Source organism: Sinomonas sp. G460-2, from assembly GCF_047759905.1.
Lineage (GTDB): Bacteria > Actinomycetota > Actinomycetes > Actinomycetales > Micrococcaceae > Sinomonas.
The window spans coordinates 1-15,316 of the sequence record NZ_JBKZWT010000070.1; the positions used below are offsets into that span (position 1 = coordinate 1).

Annotated in this window: 15 protein-coding genes; 7 read left to right on the forward strand and 8 right to left on the reverse strand. The window is 69.6% G+C overall.

Annotated features, from left to right (window positions below; all coding sequences use genetic code 11):
- The 3 genes from trhA to ACLN58_RS09245 form a co-directional block, all read right to left on the reverse strand.
- Positions 1-660 (reverse strand): PAQR family membrane homeostasis protein TrhA (trhA, locus tag ACLN58_RS09235; RefSeq protein WP_415854962.1); only part of this gene is annotated, 660 nt, incomplete at its 3' end.
- 48 nt (positions 661-708) lie between these two features.
- Entirely contained in the window at positions 709-939 is a 231-nt protein-coding gene (locus ACLN58_RS09240) for a hypothetical protein (protein WP_415854963.1), read from the reverse strand.
- On the reverse strand, positions 936-2,387 hold the full coding sequence (locus ACLN58_RS09245) for a glycosyltransferase family 2 protein (protein ID WP_415854964.1): 1,452 nt from the start codon (positions 2,385-2,387) through the stop codon (positions 936-938). Before ACLN58_RS09245 ends, ACLN58_RS09240 begins: the two co-directional genes overlap by 4 nt.
- Before the next feature lie 324 nt (positions 2,388-2,711).
- On the opposite strand from ACLN58_RS09245, the gene ACLN58_RS09250 reads away from it, so the two are divergent.
- The 4 genes from ACLN58_RS09250 (at position 2,712) to ACLN58_RS09265 (ending at position 8,305) form a co-directional block, all read left to right on the forward strand.
- Positions 2,712-4,523, forward strand: coding sequence for a putative bifunctional diguanylate cyclase/phosphodiesterase (locus ACLN58_RS09250; RefSeq protein WP_415854965.1), 1,812 nt, complete (start codon positions 2,712-2,714; stop codon positions 4,521-4,523).
- 59 nt (positions 4,524-4,582) lie between these two features.
- Positions 4,583-5,947 (forward strand): putative bifunctional diguanylate cyclase/phosphodiesterase, encoded by a 1,365-nt coding sequence (locus tag ACLN58_RS09255; RefSeq protein WP_415854966.1) that lies wholly within the window; start codon positions 4,583-4,585, stop codon positions 5,945-5,947.
- A gap of 29 nt (positions 5,948-5,976) precedes the next feature.
- Entirely contained in the window at positions 5,977-6,738 is a 762-nt protein-coding gene (locus tag ACLN58_RS09260) for an isoprenyl transferase (protein WP_415854967.1), read from the forward strand.
- Positions 6,739-6,967: 229 nt separating this feature from the next.
- Entirely contained in the window at positions 6,968-8,305 is a 1,338-nt protein-coding gene (locus tag ACLN58_RS09265) for a PhoH family protein (protein ID WP_415854968.1), read from the forward strand.
- 6 nt (positions 8,306-8,311) lie between these two features.
- Here ACLN58_RS09265 and ACLN58_RS09270 read toward each other — a convergent pair whose 3' ends face one another.
- Positions 8,312-9,010, reverse strand: coding sequence for a GNAT family N-acetyltransferase (locus ACLN58_RS09270; RefSeq protein ID WP_415854969.1), 699 nt, complete (start codon positions 9,008-9,010; stop codon positions 8,312-8,314).
- A gap of 58 nt (positions 9,011-9,068) precedes the next feature.
- On the opposite strand from ACLN58_RS09270, the gene ACLN58_RS09275 reads away from it, so the two are divergent.
- Entirely contained in the window at positions 9,069-9,581 is a 513-nt protein-coding gene (locus tag ACLN58_RS09275) for a prepilin peptidase (protein ID WP_415854970.1), read from the forward strand.
- Between the two features lie 92 nt (positions 9,582-9,673).
- Here ACLN58_RS09275 and ACLN58_RS09280 read toward each other — a convergent pair whose 3' ends face one another.
- From ACLN58_RS09280 to ACLN58_RS09295, 4 genes are all read right to left on the reverse strand, one after another.
- Positions 9,674-10,147 carry an NUDIX hydrolase gene (locus ACLN58_RS09280; protein WP_415854971.1) on the reverse strand — a complete coding sequence of 158 codons (474 nt, stop codon included), beginning with the start codon at positions 10,145-10,147 and terminating at the stop codon, positions 9,674-9,676.
- Positions 10,148-10,262: 115 nt separating this feature from the next.
- Complete coding sequence (locus ACLN58_RS09285) at positions 10,263-11,693, reverse strand: class II fumarate hydratase (RefSeq protein ID WP_415854972.1); 1,431 nt, start codon at positions 11,691-11,693, stop codon at positions 10,263-10,265.
- A gap of 63 nt (positions 11,694-11,756) precedes the next feature.
- Positions 11,757-12,371 carry a carbonic anhydrase gene (locus tag ACLN58_RS09290; protein ID WP_415854973.1) on the reverse strand — a complete coding sequence of 205 codons (615 nt, stop codon included), beginning with the start codon at positions 12,369-12,371 and terminating at the stop codon, positions 11,757-11,759.
- Between the two features lie 77 nt (positions 12,372-12,448).
- A complete protein-coding gene (locus ACLN58_RS09295) occupies positions 12,449-13,039 on the reverse strand; it encodes a DUF4245 domain-containing protein (protein ID WP_415854974.1) in 591 nt (196 codons plus the stop codon).
- Positions 13,040-13,184: 145 nt separating this feature from the next.
- On the opposite strand from ACLN58_RS09295, the gene glpX reads away from it, so the two are divergent.
- The gene (gene glpX / locus ACLN58_RS09300; RefSeq protein ID WP_415854975.1) at positions 13,185-14,222 is read left to right on the forward strand and encodes a class II fructose-bisphosphatase; all 1,038 of its coding nucleotides are present in this window, start codon (positions 13,185-13,187) and stop codon (positions 14,220-14,222) included.
- 86 nt (positions 14,223-14,308) lie between these two features.
- A partial coding sequence (locus ACLN58_RS09305; RefSeq protein ID WP_415854976.1) for a lipid II:glycine glycyltransferase FemX occupies positions 14,309-15,316 on the forward strand: 1,008 nt, incomplete at its 3' end.

Here is a 15,316-nt window from a genome sequence, read left to right on the forward strand (position 1 = left end):
GGCCAGCACGGCGAACATGATCGCCACGAAATGGACCGTGAAGCCGCCCACCGTGAAGGCATGGAAGAACTCGTGGAAGCCGAAGTGCTGCCAGCTGAAGTTGGGCCGCCGGATGCCGTAGAAGACCGCCCCCGCGATGTAGAAGGCGCCGCCCACGCAGATGAGGATCGCCGCGGGGATGTTCGCGGCGAAGAACTCGGGCAGGAAGAGGAAGGCCGCGCAGCCGAGGGCCACGTAGATCGGCACGTAGAGCCACCGGGGCGCGCCCACCCACAGGACCCGAAACAGCACCCCGAGGATCGCGCCGGCCCAGATGGCCGAGAGCAGGAGGACGCCCGTGCTGCGGGGCAGGAGAACCCACGCGAGCGGCGTGTACGTCCCGGCGATGACGAGCATGATGTTCGTGTGGTCGATCCGCTTGAGCACGGCCTTGACCCGAGCGGACCAGTTTCCCCGGTGATAGACCGCGGAGATCGCGAAGAGCGTGAGTCCCGTGAGTGCGTAGACGGCACACGCGATCTTGCGGTCTGCGCCCGGGGCGAGCGTGACCAGGACGATGCCCGCCGCGAGCGCGATCGGCGTCGCGACGGCGTGGATCCAGCCCCGCCAGGAGGGCTTGAGGGCCAGGAGATCGGCGCGGGTGGTCGCGGTCTGCTGCATGAGGCGAGTGTAACTTACGGCTTGGTAAGTTACCTGACCGTAGGTTGGCTACAGGGGCCCGTCCGGGTAGATGCTGCGCGTCTCGCGGCGCGTGTAGCGGCGGCGTCGCGGCAGGCGGGGCCGCGGGAGGATCTTGGCTATGGCGAGCGTCCCGTACAGGAGCGTGTTGATGGCCACGAACGTCGCGAGGACGTTGAACGCCTCGCTCTGCAGGAGTTCCTGGGGGAACAGGATCCCCTGGGCCGCGATCCCGTGGAGCGGGACCAGAAGATGAATCATCGGGCCACCGGCTCTTTCTGCGGCGGTGCGACCTGAGGCGTCTGGGTGAGGTGGGTCCACGTGGCCTGGCGGCCGCGCGTGATGTCGACGATGCCCTTGACGTAGACGACGTTGAGGAACATGTCGTACAGCAGCTCTGGGAGGATCAGCGCGGCGAGGAGCCTCGCGCTCCATCCTCCGGCCCATGCCGTCAAGACCCGCTCCAGGGCGAAGAGGGATCCGAGACCCAGCCAGAACGGGAACCACACCCACGTGTCGAGTGAAAGCGCCATGAGCGCCATGAGCAGCAGGTAGGAGCCGAGCGCGATCACGCTGTACCCAATTCCGACCTGTTGCGCCCAGTAGCGGGTGGTCTGGGGCGTCACGCCGTAGGCGCCAAGGTTCTCGAGCGCGCCGCGCTGCCAGCGCAGCCGCTGCGCCCAGAGCGTGCGCCATGAGGGCATGAGCTCCGTCACGACCGTGCATTCGGCCGGCGAGATCATGAGCCCGCCGAGCGACTTGATGGCGATCGTGAGCTCGTTGTCCTCGGTGAGCGCCGCCGTGTCGTAGACGTCCCCGGTCCGGCCCGGGATCTGAACCCCACGGCTGCTTGCGACGGTCCGCAGAGCGGCGGGGCGGAAGATCGACGCCGTTCCCGTGAGGACGAAGACGCGGCCGTTGCGGCGCCGGATCTCGCGTGAATAGCGAACGTACTCACTCCGCTGGAACTGCCGGACGAGCCCGGGGCCAGATTCGCCGAAGAAGAGGCCGCCCACGGCCATGAGGGCGCGGTCATCGGAGAAGCGGCGTGCCGCCGTCGCGAGGAAGCGCGGGCCGAGCATCGTGTCGGCGTCCATGACCATGACCACGTCGTTGTCGCGTTGGTGGGGCAGGATGAGCCGCAGGATCTGGTTGAGCGCGCCGCCCTTCTTCTCCGTGTTGCCCGCGGTCTCGAAGACCTCGGCACCCGCGGCCCGGGCCACGTCGACGGTGCCGTCAGTGCAGTTGTCGGCGACGACGATGACGCGTTCCGGCCGGCGGGTCTGGCGCGCGAGCGAGGCGAGCGTCTGTGGCAGCGAGGCCTGCTCGTTGTGCGCCGGGATGAGGACGGTCACGGTGACCTCACCGGCGAAGATTCCCCGCGTCGCCGCCATGATGACCTTCGGCGCGAGAGGGCGCGAGGGGAGGTGGACGCTCGAGCGGCGGTAGCGGTCGGCGACGTAGCGCTCAAGCAGGGCGACCCCCGCGCCGAGGAGGGCCGATGTCGCCGCGGCCATGAGGATGACCTGGGTGCTCGGGGCATCGGCGTCATACAGGACCTTCCAGATCCCGGCGACTGTGACCTCGACCGGCGACCAGAACCTCGGCGGGTGGCTTGCGGACACGGCCCACCACAGCAGGGCGGCCGCCCCGCTGACGGTCAGGAAGATGAGTAGCCCAACCAGCCGTTGGAACCAGTCCGTGCGCACTGATCAAGGGTATCGGCATTTCCGTGTGAGATTGGACATGTACAAAGTTGACTGGATTTCCCGATACACTTTGGGCTAGTGCTGGCGCTGGGACGCGCCGGCCGAGGGGAGAGCCCCTCGCGACTGACCCATGGATGGCTTTGCCGACGGCCTCTTGCCTCGCCGCCGGGTCACCAGTGTGTGCCCGGAACCGAGCGCGAGCCCGACTACAGGAGCGTGTCCGATTGGCTCGAAGGCGCACCAAGCTCCGGGGTGTTCTGCCGCGACGCGGCGAGGGACAGACCGGTGGGTTGCAGTCCGTACACCTTTGCCTCGGAGTTCGCCGTGGACGCGGGTAGCCAGCTGAAGGACCGCCGGGTCAACCGCCGGTTCCCCGCGATGGCCGCGTCCATCGACCGGCTGGGAACTGACATCCCGACCGTTCCTGCGGACACCCCGGTCGGCACGGTTGACGGCATGTTCAGGATGGATCCCGCCCTTCGAGCCGTTGCCGTTCAGGATGGACCGCGCCAGCTCGTCCTGCTGACGCGCCGGCTCGTGGAGATCCACCTCTCGGGCCGCCTGGGCTATGGGCGCGCCCTCAACGCCCGCCGCACCGCGGGTCAGCTCTTGCCTGAGTGTCGCGTAGTGTGCCGGCCCGGCATGAGCCTCGACGAGGCCGCGAACCTCGCCCTGGCCCGCCCCGAGGAAGTCCGCTACGACGATCTGCTGATGCTGGCCTCCGACGGGCCCAAGGTGGTGAGCGTCTCGGAGATCTTCGAGGCGCTCGCGCGCTCCTTCCGGCACGCGGCGTGGCACGACGACCTGACGGGGCTGCCGAACCGGCGTTGGCTCGATGAGCAGGGGCCCGCCCTGCTCGCCCGGTCCAACCCGGACCGCACCGCGATCCTCTACATCGATCTGGACCATTTCAAGACCGTCAACGACACCCACGGCCACGACGTCGGCAACGCCGTGCTCGTCGAGTTCGGCCGGCGGCTGCGCGAATGCCTCCGGATCGAGGATGCCGCCGTCCGGCTCGGCGGCGACGAATTCGTGGCTCTCCTCGCCGACATCGACGAGGCCGACGCCGAGAAGGTCGCCGAGCGCGTCCTCGAGGCCGCCCAAGAGCCGATGGTCCACGGCGAGCACGTCCTGGCGCTTTCAGCGACGATCGGCCTCGCGATGGCGCGGGACATCGCGTGGGACGAGGAGCTCGGCCCCCTCGACGTCCTGCTCCGCCACGCGGACGGGGCGATGCTGACCGGCAAGCAGCTCGGGAAGCAGCGCGTCCAGCGGCTCGATGGCCAAGCCGGCAACCCGTTCGCGCGGCTTGCCCAGATTCGGCGGCGGCTCCTCGGCGCCCTCGAGGACGAGACCCTCACGGTCCGGTATGAACCGATCCTGGACCTCGCGAGCCACCGCTGCACGAGCGTCCAGGCGGTGCTCCATTGGGACGATCCCGAGCTCGGAAGCGTCGAACCCGACGAGTTCCTCCCCGTGGCGGAACGGAGCGGTCAGCTGGCCCCCATCGCGCTGCGGATCCTCGACGAGGTGTGTGGGCAGGCCGCCGCGTGGCGTCGCGATGGCCACACGTGGCGGGTCGGGCTGCGGACGGTCCCGACGTGGCTCGCGGGCGGGCAGCTCGCTGCGGACGTCAAGGCCGCGCTCGCGGCCCACGAGCTGGACGGCGAGGGCCTGCGGATCGACGTCGGCGGGCGCTTCGGGCTCGCTGACATGGCCCACGCGAAGGCCCAGCTTGCCGAGCTGCGCGACGCCGGTGTGGACGTGGCGCTCGATGCCTACGGGAGCGAGCACGGCACGATCGCCGTGCTGAGGGCGCTCCCGTTCACGATGCTGAAGGTGACGTCGGCACTCGTGGCGCACATCGACTCGAGCCACGCGGACGCCGCCATTTTCGCCGGGATCGTCAACACGGGTCACGCCCTCGGGCTCCAGGTCATGGCCTCTGGGGCGACCCGTGCACCCCAGCTCCGACTGCTGCGCGAACTCGGCTGCGACGCCGTCCGGGGAGAGTTCATCGGCGGGCCCATGAGTGCCGAGGAACTCGTGCGGCGCTTCGGCTCCGACCCCAGCGAACCTGGCCCGGCAGGGCAGGTTTGCCTCGCAGGCGAGGCGGCCTCTAACGTTTCCTAAGGTAACGGTCGGGCTCCTCCGTCCGGACTGTGGCGCGAGGGAATGGGAAGTACTGGATCTTGGCGGCTCCGCTCATCTGGCCCGACAACCGGCGGGGGCTCACGCTCGAAGTTGAGCGGCTCCTGCAGCCTGACCACGAGCACGGGCGCGAGCATGGGCGCGCGCCGGGCCAAGAAGGTCCCGACGGTCGCGCCCTGCTCCTTGTGAGCCTCGACGCGTACCCCCGGATCACCTACAACCTTGGCCAGGCCCAGGCCGATCTGGTCCTGGACGAGGTCCAGCGCACGCTCACGGAGTTCGTGGGGGAGAACGGCCTCGTGCTGCGCTCTGGCCGGGACGAGTTCGCAGTCCTCCTCCGCCGCGCCGACGCGAACGAGGCCCGGCGCGTGGCGCTGGGAATCCAGGGCCGCGCGCGCGGCGTCGAATGCGGTCTCACGCGGCCGCTCCTGAGCGTGAGCGTCGGCGCCCGGACGGCCGACGCCGGGGAGGGCGCCGAGGAGGTCATCGCGACCGCCGGAGTAGCCCTCGAGGCGGCGAAGGCCGGCGGTCGCGGCAAGCTCAAACTCTTCGAACCCTTCATGCTCGACGCCCTCGAGGTCCGCCACCGGCTCAGCAGCGACCTCGCCGAGGCGGTGCGGGAGGGGGCGCTCACCGTCGCGTATCAGCCGATCGTGAGCCTCAAGACGGGCCGGGTGCAGGGCGTCGAGGCGCTCGCGCGCTGGGCCCATCCCGCCCTCGGGCCCATCCGGCCTGACGAGTTCCTGCCTCTCGCCGAGGAACTCGGCATCGCCGGGGAGCTCGACCATCACGTGCTCACGACCGCGCTCGCCCAGACCCGCACGTGGCTGCGCGACCTCTCCCTCGGGCCGGACTTCAGCGTGAGCGTCAACATCACGGCTTCGCAGCTCCAGCACCTCGAGTACATCGACGGCGTGCGGCGCGCGCTCAGCGAGGCCGGCGTGCCCGCCGGCGCGCTCGTCCTCGAGATCACCGAGGCTTCCTTCGTCGCGGGCGACGACGTGGACACCTATTCACTCCTTGGCCTCCGCCGGCTCGGGGTCGGCCTTGACATCGACGACTTCGGGACCGGCTATTCGTCGATCAGCTACCTCCGAAGACTCCCCGTGAGCCGCGCGAAGATCGACCGCTCGCTCCTCGGCGACGTGGCGGAGGACCCCGCGCAGCGGCGGTTCCTCGGGGCCGTCCTGGGGCTCGTCGAGGCGTGCGGGCTCTCCGTGGTCATGGAGGGCATCGAGACCGCCGAGCAGGCCCTCGCCGTCGCCGAGCTCGGCGCGGACGCGGGCCAGGGCTACTACTTCAGCAGGCCGCTCCCGGCCGAGCAGATGACGGCATTCCTCAAGGACGCCCTCGAACACCCGCTCGCTCCGTTCTCGGAGGGGCCGGAGCGATCCGCGCGACGATAGGCTGTCCTCGAGTGAGGCGGGAGAGGACCATGGACTTGCCAGGATTCCTGTACGGCTACTACGAGCGGCGCCTTGCGCGTGAGCTCCGGCCGGACAGCATCCCGCGTCACATTGGCGTCATGGTAGACGGCAACCGCCGTTGGGCGCGCCAGTTCAACGCCCCCACGAGGGAGGGCCACCGCGCGGGCGCCGACAAGATCCACGAGTTCCTCGGCTGGTCTCGGGAGCTCGGCGTGCGGGTCGTGACGCTCTACATGCTCTCGACCGACAATATGAACCGCTCGAGTGAGGAGCTCGCCGAGCTCACGGAGATCATTGCCGAGACTCTGGACCGGCTCGACGAGGATCCCAACGTCTCGGTTCATGCGATGGGTGCCCCCGAGCTCCTTCCGGACCACCTCGCGGAGCGACTGGCCCGGCTCACGGACAAGCCGAGCCCGTCGGAGCCCCTCCATGTCAACGTCGCCGTGGGCTACGGCGGGCGCCGAGAAATTGTCGACGCCGTGCGCGACCTCCTGCGCGACGCCCTGTCCCGCGGGGAGGACATCGGAGAACTCGCCGAGCGGCTCGACGTCGACGACATCTCGCGTTTCCTCTACACGGCAGGCCAGCCCGACCCTGACTTGGTGATCCGGACGTCGGGGGAGCAGCGGCTCTCGGGCTTCCTCATGTGGCAGAGCGCGTACAGCGAGTTCTACTTCTGCGAGGCGCTCTGGCCCGACTTCCGCAAGGTCGATTTCCTCCGCGCGCTCCGCGATTACGCGGGCCGTCAGCGTCGTTTCGGCGCGTGAGCCCCGTCACAAAATCACAGTTCGGTGATTAACCGGACACTCCCATCGATGTAACCTCCCGGCAAACTCGGGCGGCGTACATTGGCGCCATCGGGAGGCAACCGCCACCCGATTCGGGGAGGCCGAGTATGGGCGTTGCGTCGCACCGCTCCAGGAGGCCGGTTCCGGCCTCGCGGTCGAACCGGACGGAACTGGAGAACGCCGGGGACACCCGGGGGCTGGAGTCGACGTGACGACCACTGGAGTACTGCCCGAAGAGCCCATCGCTGCCGAAGAGGGCCGCCGCACCTATGTGCTGGACACTTCGGTGCTCCTCTCCGACCCGAGGGCGGTGCTGCGCTTCGCCGAGCATGAAGTGGTGATCCCCGTCGTCGTGATCACCGAGCTCGAGGGCAAACGCCACGACCCGGAACTGGGCTACTTCGCGCGCAAGGCGCTGCGCCTCCTCGATGACCTCCGCATTCAGCACGGGAGCCTTGGGACGCCGGTCCCGTTGGGTACGGACGGCGGCACGCTCGTCGTGGAGCTCAACCACATCTCCGCCGAGGTTCTGCCGGCCGGCTTCCGCAGCGGCGAGAACGACGCGCGGATCCTCGCCGTCGCGAAGAATCTCGCCAACGAGGGCCGTTCCGTCACGGTCGTCTCGAAGGATCTCCCGATGCGCGTCAAGGCCTCGGCCATGGGGCTCTCCGCAGATGAATACCGCAACGAGCAGATCGTCGACTCGGGCTGGACCGGCGTCGCGGAGCTGGAGGCCGGCGAGGAGGAGGTCTCTGCCCTCTACGGCCACGAGCCGGTGTTCATGCCCGAGGCCGCGGAGCTGCCCGTCAACACGGGCCTCGTGATCATTTCGCCGCGCGGGTCGGCGCTGGGCCGGGTCGGTGCCGACAAGCAGGTGCGGCTGGTCCGCGGCGACCGTGAGATCTTCGGCCTCCACGGCCGTTCGGCCGAGCAGCGCCTCGCCATCGACCTGCTCATGGACCCGACGGTCGGCATCGTCTCGCTCGGCGGCAAGGCGGGAACGGGCAAGAGCGCCCTCGCGCTGTGCGCGGGCCTTGAGGCCGTCATGGAGCGCCGGGAGCACAAGAAGGTCGTCGTGTTCCGCCCGCTGTACGCCGTGGGCGGTCAGGAGCTCGGCTATCTGCCCGGCACCGAGGCGGAGAAGATGAACCCCTGGGGCCAGGCGGTCTTCGACACGCTCGGCGCGATCACGAGCACGGACGTCATCGACGAGGTCATGGACCGCGGAATGCTCGAGGTCTTGCCCCTCACGCACATCCGCGGGCGCTCGCTGCACGATTCCTTCGTGATTGTCGACGAGGCTCAGTCCCTTGAGAAGAACGTCCTCCTGACCGTCATGAGCCGCATGGGCCAGAACTCGAAGATCATCCTGACGCACGACGTCGCCCAGCGCGACAACCTGCGCGTCGGCCGCCACGACGGCATCGCCGCGGTCGTCGAGACCCTCAAGGGCCACCCGCTCTTCGGGCACGTGACCCTCACCCGCTCCGAGCGCTCGCCCATCGCGGCGCTCGTCACCGAGCTGCTCGAGCGCGCGGAAATCTAGCCCGCTCTAGGCTCCGCCCCCAGCGGCAGGCTCGCGGCCGCCGTCGTCCTTGGTCGTCACGCCGAGGAAGGCGGCGGCCGCTTCCGCGCCGTCGACGGCGAGCTCCCACTCGGGGCGCCTGAAATCTTCCCGGGCCAACCGGAAGCGGAGTTCGCGTTCGACGACGCCGGGCCGCGGAGTGTGCCGTGTCTCGCCGTTGGGCGAATACCCCAGCCGGCGGTTCACGCCGAGCGACGCCGCATTCCAGTCGTAGGCGCTCGTCATCGCGACCTCGGCATCGAGGTGGTCGAAGGCCCACGCGAGGGCCGCTGCGCGCATCTCGGTGCCCAGACCCTGCCCTTGGGAGCTGCGCCGCAGCCACGACCCCGTCTCGATCGTCCGCAGCGCCGGGAACGCCTTGGCGGCGATGTCCTGGACCCCGAGGAACGCGCCGTCGTGAGTCCGGATGCCGAAGGGGACGGTCCATTTCTCAGGCGATGACACGGAGCGCTGCTGCCAGAACCAGCGTGCCGTGTTCGCTGGGAGAAGCTCGGCCGGTGCCTCCGCCCACGTCGACGCGAAGGGGGTACGCGCGGGGTCGTGGATGCCTGATGCGATCGCCTCCACGACCTCCGGCAGATCCTCGTCCCGCAGCGGCCGCAGCTCGAGCCGTGGCGTCACGAGCCGGAGCCGGAACAGGGGCCAGACGTCCTCGAGCGTCATCATGCCCGCCACGCTAGCGCACGTCGCGCTGGGGCTCGGTCGGTGGGCTAGTGTCCACACTGTGACCCACCGACTCCCCGAGCTCTGGCAGGACAGCCCCGTCGCGTTCTGGCTCGTTGTGGCGTGCCTGGGCTACTACGTCTGGATGGCCGCACGGCTTGCTGTGATCGACATCCGGAGCCACCTGCTCCCCAACCGGATCGTCCTCCCGAGCTACTGGGCGGCTGTGCCGTTGTGCGTCGCCGCCGCTTTCGGGGGAACGGCGTTCGACGTCGCCGCCGTCATCCGCGTGCTCGGCGGCGGCGCGGTCCTGTGGTGCGTCTACCTCGTCCTGCGGCTCGTCTACCCCGCCGGGATGGGCTTCGGCGACGTCAAGCTCGCGGGCGTCCTCGGCCTGTACCTCGGATATCTCAGCTGGGAGCACCTCATGTGGGGCACGGCCGCCGCGTTCGTGCTCGGCGGCGTGTTCGGCCTCGCGCTCATCGTGCTGCGGCTGGGGACCGGCAAGACCGCGATCCCGTTCGGGCCGTTCATGCTCGCGGGCGCGGCGCTCGCGTTCCTGCTCCCCGCCTGAGCGGCAGCGCCTCCCAACGCGTTGCGCCGTCAGCTTGGCAGGGTGACGACCCACCAGAGGTGACGGCGCAAGTCTCAGGCCCCCGCCGGGTTTCAGCCAGTGACGAAGTGCGTGCGCCGCTCCGGGTCGAGGGCCCATTCGATCGCGCGGCGGTGGAGGGGCGGGAGATCCGGGAGCGAGTCGGCCTCGAACCACGCGACCTCGAGGTTCTCGTCGTCGTTCACTCGGGCCTCTCCAGTCACGTAGGAGCACGCCATGACCACGTCGAGGTACTGCGCGTGATCGCCGTTGGGGTACACGACCGGCGCGGTCGTGCCGACCCCGGCGACGTGACTGACCTCGACGTCGACGCCCGTCTCCTCCTGCACCTCCCGGACAGCCGTCGCGGCCGGCTCCTCGCCCGGCTCGACGATGCCGGCGGGAACCGTCCAGCGGCCGTTGTCGGCGCGGCGCACGAGGAGCAGCCGCCCGCCGTCGTCCGTCACGACGGCCTTGACGCCGGGAAGCCACAGCGGGTGGACGCCGACCATGTCGCGGAGGGTCACGATGAATTCTGGGATGGGCACGGGTTCAAGGTTACCGGCCGCGGCCTTCCCCGCCTCGCGCGGCGGCCCTTGACGAACGACGACGGCGGGCCCGCCTCGTGAGGTGGGCCCGCCGTCGCGCGAGGTGCGGAAGGCCTTACGCCTTGGGGCCAGTCATCGTCGTGACGTCGAGGGCGGCATCAAGCTGGTCGACCGTGAGCTCGCCGCGCTCGACGAAGCCGAGCGCGAGGGTCGCCTCGCGGATCGTGAGGCCCTCCTTGACGGCCTTCTTCGCGATCTTGGCCGCGTTCTCGTAGCCGATGAACTTGTTGAGCGGCGTCACGATCGAGGGCGACGCCTCGGCCAGGAAGCGCGCGCGCTCGACGTTGGCCGTGATGCCGTCCACCATCTTGTCCGCGACGACGCGCGCCGTGTTGGACAGGATGCGGATCGACTCGAGGAGGTTAGCGGCCATGACCGGGATGCCGACGTTGAGCTCGAACGCGCCGTTCGTCGAGGAGAGCGCGATCGTGGTGTCGTTGCCGATCACCTGGGCGGCGACCATGATCGCGGCCTCGCAGATCACGGGGTTGACCTTGCCCGGCATGATCGACGAGCCCGGCTGGAGGTCCGGGATCGCGATTTCGCCGAGGCCCGTGTTCGGGCCGGAACCCATCCAGCGGAGGTCATTGCAGATCTTCATGAGCGAGTACGCGATGTTGCGCAGCTGACCCGAGGCCTCGATGAGGCCGTCGCGGTTGGCCTGCGCCTCGAAGTGGTTGCGCGCCTCCGTGATCGGGAGAGCCGTGTCCGCCGCGAGGAACGTGATGACGCGCTGCGGGAAGCCGGCGGGCGTGTTGATGCCCGTGCCCACGGCCGTGCCTCCGAGCGGAACCTCGGCGACGCGGGGGAGCGAGGCCTCGATCCGCTCGATCCCGTAGCGCACCTGTGCCTCGTAGCCCGAGAACTCCTGGCCGAGGGTGACCGGCGTCGCGTCCATGAGGTGCGTGCGGCCCGACTTCACGACGTCCTTGAACTCGTCCGCCTTGCGGCTGAACGCGGCCGCGAGGTGCGTGAGCGCGGGGACGAGGTCGTTGAGGAGCGCGTTCGTCGCGGCGACGTGAACGGACGTCGGGAAGACGTCGTTCGAGGACTGGGACGCGTTGACGTGGTCGTTCGGGTGGACCACCTTGTCGACGCCCTTCTCGGCGAGCGCGCGGCTCGCGAGCTCGGCGATGACCTCGTTCATGTTCATGTTCGAGGACGTGCCCGAGCCGGTCTGGAAGACGTCGATCGGGAAGTGCTCGTCGAACTCCCCGGAGGCCACGCGCTCCGCGGCGTCGGCGATCGCGTCGGCGAGATCCCCGTCGATCACGCCGAGCTCTTCGTTGGCCCGTGCGGCGGCCTTCTTGACGCGCGCGAGCGCCTCGATGTGCTTGCGCTCAAGGCGCTGCCCGGAGATGGGGAAGTTCTCGACGGCCCGCTGGGTCTGGGCGCGGTACAGGGCGGCGGCCGGCACGCGCACCTCGCCCATCGTGTCGTGTTCGATTCGGAATGCGGCAGAATCCTGCACGGCAGAGTCAGTCATGGCACCCAGACTAGACCCCGCGCGGGCCGCTTCCGAACCGTCGAGCGGGCCCTTACTGGGCCGTTACACGTTGCCGAGGCCGGAGACGAGTTCGGCCCGCCCCTCGCCGAGGCGATAGCACACGCCGAGCACGGCCGTGCGGCCCTCCTCGACGGCCTTCGCGATGATCTGTGACGTCTCGACGAGGCGCTTGCCGGTCTGCTTGACGTGCTCCACGACCGTGTCGTTGACCCCCGTCACGCCGTTGCGCTGGGCCGTGATGACCGAGGGCATGATGCGCTCGACGAGGTCGCGGACGAAGCCCTGCGGCATCGCCCCGGTCGCGTACGCGTTGACGGTCGCCGTGACCGCGCCGCAGCTGTCGTGGCCGAGGATCACGATGAGCGGCACCCCGAGCGGGTCGATCGCGTACTCGAGCGAGCCGAGGACAGCCGCATCGACGACCTGCCCCGCGGAGCGGACCACGAACGCATCGCCGAGCCCCAGATCGAAGATGATCTCCGCCGCGAGGCGCGAGTCCGAACAGCCGAAGATGACGCAGAACGGGTTCTGCGCACCGATGAGCTCGTTGCGGCGCAACGAATCCTGATTGGGGTGGACGGACGTGCCGTCGACGAATCGCTGGTTGCCTTCGCGCAGCGTGCGCCAGGCCTCGGCAGGGGTCAGGGATGCAGACACGACCCCCACTGTAGACCCATCGGTCTACCCCTCGCGTGCTGAGGGGCTCGGACGCGTCACATGACGCGAAGGTGGATTCAGTGGCCCTCGGATGCGACCACCGCGGACGCCACGACGTCGAACTCGTCGAAGCCTGCCGAGCCGCTCACCACAGCGGTCGTCCCGGCCACGGTCCCGACGTAGCTCTTCTCGATGCCGGGCTTGTCGTACAGCGTCCACTCGACCCCGCCGACCGTGCGGGTTCCGGTCTTGGGGGCCTGCTTGACCTCTTGCGTGATCCACGTGGGATTGGCCGCGGACGTCTGCACGATCGAGACGAACTGCTGCTTCGGGGTGACCCACCCGACGTCCCAGTGCGAGATCCCGTCCGATGCCCCGGTCTGCCATCGCGCGTAGTTTGCCGAGTAGCCCGCGGGGAGCTGCGGCGCGGCCGGGGAGAATCCCGCGGTGCCCTTCGCCTGGGCGGCGATGGCCGCGACGTCCACCGCCGGGCGCTGGACCTGCGTCTGCGGGTTGGCGGCGAGCAGCAGCACGGGGATCACGGCGAGGAGCGAGACGGCCAGGGCCATGATCATGCCGATCACCGAGGCGTTGGCCCGCTTCGCGGCGGCCGGCGTCAGGACGGGCTTGACGGGCTGTTCGTTGGTCTCTTCGTGGGTGCTGCTCACCCCTCCATTGTCCCGCACCGGCCGGCGTTGCCGTGACGCCACCTGAGAGTCACACAACGACCCATGTGACCGCCGTCATCGCAGGCCGTGCACCGAGGCCCGCAGACTATGATCAAAACAAATCCGACTCGAAGAAGAGGTCACCGTGTCCCCTGCGCCGATCGATAGCCAGTACTCGACCCTTTCCAGCTCCCTCACAGTCGGGGCCGACGAGCCGGACCGCAACCTCGCCCTCGAGCTCGTGCGCGTCACCGAGGCCGCCGCGATCGCCGGTGGGCACTGGGTGGGCTTCGGCGACAAGAACCGTGCCGACGGCGCGGCCGTCGACGCGATGCGTTCGTTCCTCCAGACGGTCCACTTCAACGGCGTCGTGGTGATCGGCGAGGGTGAGAAGGACGAAGCCCCCATGCTCTTCAACGGCGAGCGCGTGGGCGACGGCACGGGCCCCGAGGTCGACGTCGCGGTCGATCCGATCGACGGCACGCGCCTCACGGCTCTCGGCATCAACAACGCCCTCGCCGTCCTCGCTGTCGCTGAGCGCGGCACCATGTTCGACCCGTCCGCGGTGTTCTACATGGAGAAGCTCGTGACGGGCCCCGAGGCCGCCGACCTCGTCGACCTCCGCCTCCCCGTCAAGCAGAACCTGCACCTCATCGCGAAGGCGAAAGGCGTCAAGGTCAACCAGATCAACGTGTGCATCCTCGACCGCGACCGGCACAAGCCGCTCGTCGACGAGATCCGCGCGGCCGGCGCCCGCACGAAGTTCATCCTGGACGGCGACGTCGCGGGCGCGATCGCGGCCGCCCGCTCCGGCACGGGCGTCGACGCGCTCATGGGCATCGGCGGCACGCCCGAGGGCATCGTCGCCGCGTGCGCGATCAAGTCCCTCGGCGGCGTCATCCAGGGCCGCCTGTGGCCCACGAGCGACGAGGAGAAGCAGAAGGCGCTCGACGCCGGCCACGACCTCGAGCGCGTCCTCACAACCAACGATCTCGTCAAGAGCGACAACTGCTACTTCGCCGCGACGGGCATCACCGACGGCGACCTGCTCCGCGGCGTCCGCTACGAGAAGGACCGCGTGAAGACCCAGTCGATCGTCATGCGGTCGAAGTCCGGGACCGTCCGCTTCGTGGACGCCGAGCACCACGCGAGCAAGTGGGAGCCCTGGGCCCGGCAGGCCTGAACAAGCGGGTCCGCCCCGGGGCCGGTGCACCGTTCGGGCTAGACTAGCGCGCGGTTCAAGCGACGCCCCCACGCCCCAGGAGGATCATGACCCCCGACAGCCACCCCCAGACCCGCGAGCTCACCGTGCGTGAGTGCACCGACCGCGCCGCATGGGACGCGCTCGTCACGGCGCACGGGGGCCATCCGCTCCAGCTGTGGGGCTGGGGCGAGCTCAAGGCGGCGCATCAATGGCGGACGGAGCGGCTTATCGTCGGCGACGGCGAGCGACCCCTCGGCGGCGCGCAGGTGCTGTACCGGGCGCTGCCGTGGCCGCTCAAGTCGCTCGCGTACCTCTCGCGCGGTCCCATCGGCTCGCCGGAGGACGCGGCGGCGGTGCTCGACGCCGTCGCCCGCCACGTGCGCACGACGCGCGGTTCGGTGGCCCTCGTCGCCGAGCCCGACTGGGACGCCGGCTCGCCGGGGGAGCAGGGCCTCGCCTCAGCGGGCTTCGCGCGCACGGAGAGCACGATCCTCATTCCGCGCACGCTCATCCTGGACCTCACGCAGTCCGAGGACGAGCTCATGGCGGCGATGTCCCGGACCACCCGGGCCAATGTCCGCAAGAATCTCAAGGGCGAGCTCGAGTTCCGGAAGATCGCGAGCGACGCAGAGCTCGAGCAGGTCCTCACGATCTACCGCGAGACGGCACAGCGGGCGGGCTTCGGCATCCACGAGGACCGCTACTACCGCGACATCTGGCGCTTCCTCGGCGAGGACTCGCCGATCGTCGCGGCGTTCGACGGCGGCGAGGTCGTCGCGTTCGTGTGGATCGCCCGGAGCGCGGGCACCGCGTTCGAGCTCTACGGCGGCGTCAACGCCGCGGGCCAGAAGGCGCGCGCGAACTACGGGGTCAAGTGGGCGGCCTTCACCGCGATGAAGGCCGACGGCTGCTCGCGGTACGACCTCAACGGACTGCTCAACGACGGCATCTCCGACTTCAAGAAGCAGTTCGCACAGCACGAGGACCTTCTGACCGGCACGTGGGAGCTCCCGCTCTCCCCGCTCTACCCCGTCTACGCCAAGGGCATGCCGCTCGCGCGCCGGGCCCTCCAG

Coding starts and splice junctions, on each gene's coding strand:
- ACLN58_RS09260 (WP_415854967.1), top strand. CDS start 5,977: ATGGACTTGCCAGGATTCCTGTACGGCTACTACGAGCGGCGCCTTGCG.
- ACLN58_RS09240 (WP_415854963.1), bottom strand. CDS start 939: ATGATTCATCTTCTGGTCCCGCTCCACGGGATCGCGGCCCAGGGGATC.
- ACLN58_RS09285 (WP_415854972.1), bottom strand. CDS start 11,693: ATGACTGACTCTGCCGTGCAGGATTCTGCCGCATTCCGAATCGAACAC.
- ACLN58_RS09270 (WP_415854969.1), bottom strand. CDS start 9,010: ATGATGACGCTCGAGGACGTCTGGCCCCTGTTCCGGCTCCGGCTCGTG.